General features: G+C 68.7%; 3 protein-coding genes. 1 reads left to right on the top strand and 2 read right to left on the bottom strand.

Translation table 11 applies throughout. The annotated features are described in order from the left end of the window. The first annotated feature begins 224 nt into the window (after nt 1–224). Nucleotides 225–1,115, top strand: coding sequence for an arginase family protein (locus VFG33_RS00700; RefSeq protein WP_325021210.1), 891 nt, complete (start codon nt 225–227; stop codon nt 1,113–1,115). Nucleotides 1,116–1,243: 128 nt separating this feature from the next. On the opposite strand, the gene VFG33_RS00705 is transcribed toward VFG33_RS00700, so the two are convergent. Together VFG33_RS00705 and VFG33_RS00710 are read right to left on the bottom strand one after the other, a co-directional pair. After that, nucleotides 1,244–2,287: a DUF2332 domain-containing protein gene (locus tag VFG33_RS00705; protein WP_325021212.1), complete on the bottom strand. Its 1,044-nt coding sequence runs from the start codon at nt 2,285–2,287 to the stop codon at nt 1,244–1,246. A 10-nt stretch (nt 2,288–2,297) separates the two neighbouring features. Then, the coding region (locus VFG33_RS00710) for an ACT domain-containing protein (RefSeq protein ID WP_325021215.1) at nt 2,298–2,581 on the bottom strand (284 nt) is incomplete at its 5' end.

The raw sequence follows: 2,581 nt of genomic DNA on the forward strand, positions 1-2,581 counted from the left end.
GATGCGGTTCTTGAGTGGGCAGGCGCCGGCTGCTCAGGCGACGCGCCTGGTTCCGGCTTTGGGGGATGGTTCTCGTGGGGCTGGCGCTGTAAGGGTTCCAGGCGCGCGGCGGGCCTCGGCGGCGCGGCCCGGGCCTACTCACCCCGGGCGTCAGTGACGAACCGAGCGGGGCGCGGCTTCTAACGACTAGATTCGCTTTACCGGTTAGCGAAGAGGGGAACGCCTTGCCGAAGAGCAGAGTCGTGGTGGACGGGCCGTCGAATCTGGGGTTGCGGCCACCGACGCCGGGGACGGTGCCTGGGTGTTACAAGTTGGCGGGGGCCCTGCGGGACGAGGGGTTCGTGGCGAGGATCGGGGCCGAGGATGCCGGGTGTGTGACTCCGCCTCGTTATGACCGAGGGGACTGGAAGCCCGGGGACGGGGTGTTCAACGCCGGCGCGATCGCGACGTACAGCGTGAAACTGGCGGACAGGCTCGGGACGTTGTTCGACCAGGGCAGGTTCGTCGTGCTGCTCGGGGGTGAATGCAGCAACCTGCTCGGGCCGGCGCTCGCGCTGAAACGGAGAGGCCGGTACGGCGTGGTGTACCTCGACGGGCACTCCGACTTCCGCACCGTCGACAACTCCCCGTACGTCGGTGCGGCTGGTGGCGAGGCACTCGCATTGGTGACGGGCCGCGGCCAGGACGAGCTGATCGACCTGGAGTCACGTGGGCCTTACGTGCGGGACCTGGACGCCGCGCTGCTCGGGATCCGGGAGGACGACGAGTACGCCGGGGACGTTCGGGCCGCCGGGATCCCGGTCTGGCCGGCGCTCGCGATCATCGACGATCCAGGGGCGGCCGCGGCCGGAGTACTGGCTCAGCTCGAGCGGGACGAGTTGGACGGGTTCTGGGTCCACCTGGATGTGGACATCCTGGACGGGGCGGTGATGCCGGCGGTGGACAGTCCGGATCCCGGCGGTCTCGATCACGCGCACCTTGAGGCCCTGCTGCGGCCGCTCCTGGCGTCGGACCAATGCGCCGGTATCGACATCGGCATCTTCGACCCGGACCTCGACCCCGACGCCCGCTACGCCAAGGAACTCACCAACACCCTGGTCGCCGCCCTCACCTGACCCTTACGTCCGAAGACCCGCGGGGCAGGCCCCACATCCCTTCGGACGCAAGGACTCGCCGCGATCAGAAGCTGACGTTACGTCCGAAGTAGCGCGGGGCAGGCCCCTCGTTGCTTCGGACGTAAGGGCTATTCCCAGACTGTGGGGAGGCCGTGGGGGGCGGCGTGGCCGAGGATGTGGGTGGTGCCGGTTGGCCAGACCTGCAAGGTGATGAGGAATTCGTGGTTGGCATCCGGAGTACGGCGTAACGGCTCGAGGCGGAGTCTGGCGAGTGGGGTCTCCGCAGTCGCCCGGGCTCCCAGGGTGGCGATCGCCTCGTCGGCGGCGGTTTGCTCGGCCGCGGGGAGGTACTGCCACATCACGGAGTGCCAGACGACGGTGACGTGTCCCACGGCCAATTCGAGAGCTCTGAGGAACGACAGTGCGTCCTCCCGCCGTACGTCGGCCGGCACCTTCCGTGCGACCTCCACCGCTCCTCGGAGGCGCTCCAGCCGCTCGGGCATGTCGGGCCAAACGTACGACGTGAGCGTCAGCGCGCCGTCCTCGCTGAGCGGGTTCACCGGCGCGATGTCGCACCCGACCCGCTCGGCGATCCGCAGTTGCGGTGCCGGCTGGATCGGACGGCCCGACCAGGCGTCGTCGAACACCACCGGGCTGTCGGCCGGCCCGAAGCCGGTGCCGTCGGCAGCGACGTACCGGTAGTGGTCCGCGCGGAGGTTGAGTCCACCGCTCGCACCGATCTCGAACAGGCGAACGGGAAGCGGTACAACCTCGGCCAGCCGGAGCAGGCCTCCGTACAGGGCTATCGAGCGGCCGACCTCGTTCGTCTGGGGTGGCTGGACCAGTAGCGAGCGCAGTAGTGGGCCACGGGACTGCAGCACCTGCTCGAACGCCTCCCAGCCGAGCACCGAATCCCACTCGCCGCCGACGCTCGGGTAGAACGCCGCAAGCTCCGGGGTCTCTCCGGCGAGCACCAGTCGATGCACAGAGCCCAGCAACCGCAGAGCGAGCGCCGACGGACCTGGTTCGTCTTCGTAGCCCGCCAGAACCGCAGTAGTCACGCCACCGAGCTCGTAGTCGTCGACGATCCGCCGCAGCAGTTCGGCATAGAGCTGCGACCCGAGCTCCTCACATGCAACGGCCTGAACCTGGAAGGCCTCAACAAGATCCACACCCCCGACCCTAGAAGGTCAGGCGATCCAGAACGGACTTGGCTGTTACCCGGGCGTCCTCTTCCTCCAGGGGTGAGCCGTTGGTGTCCGTGAGGTAGAAGACGTCCACGCACTCCGCGCCGAGCGTGCTGACGTGGGCCGAGCGGATGTCGGCCCCTGTCGACGCGATAGCCGAGGTGACGTCGTAGAGCAGGCCGGGCCGATCGTGTGCTCGCACCTGCAGCACAGTGGCCGTCTCGGATGCGCCGGGCAGGAGATCCACCCGACTGGCCACGCCGTGCTTGTGGGACGAGT

It is taken from the genome of Kribbella sp. (genome assembly GCF_035687465.1).
Classification (GTDB): Bacteria; Actinomycetota; Actinomycetes; order Propionibacteriales; family Kribbellaceae; genus Kribbella.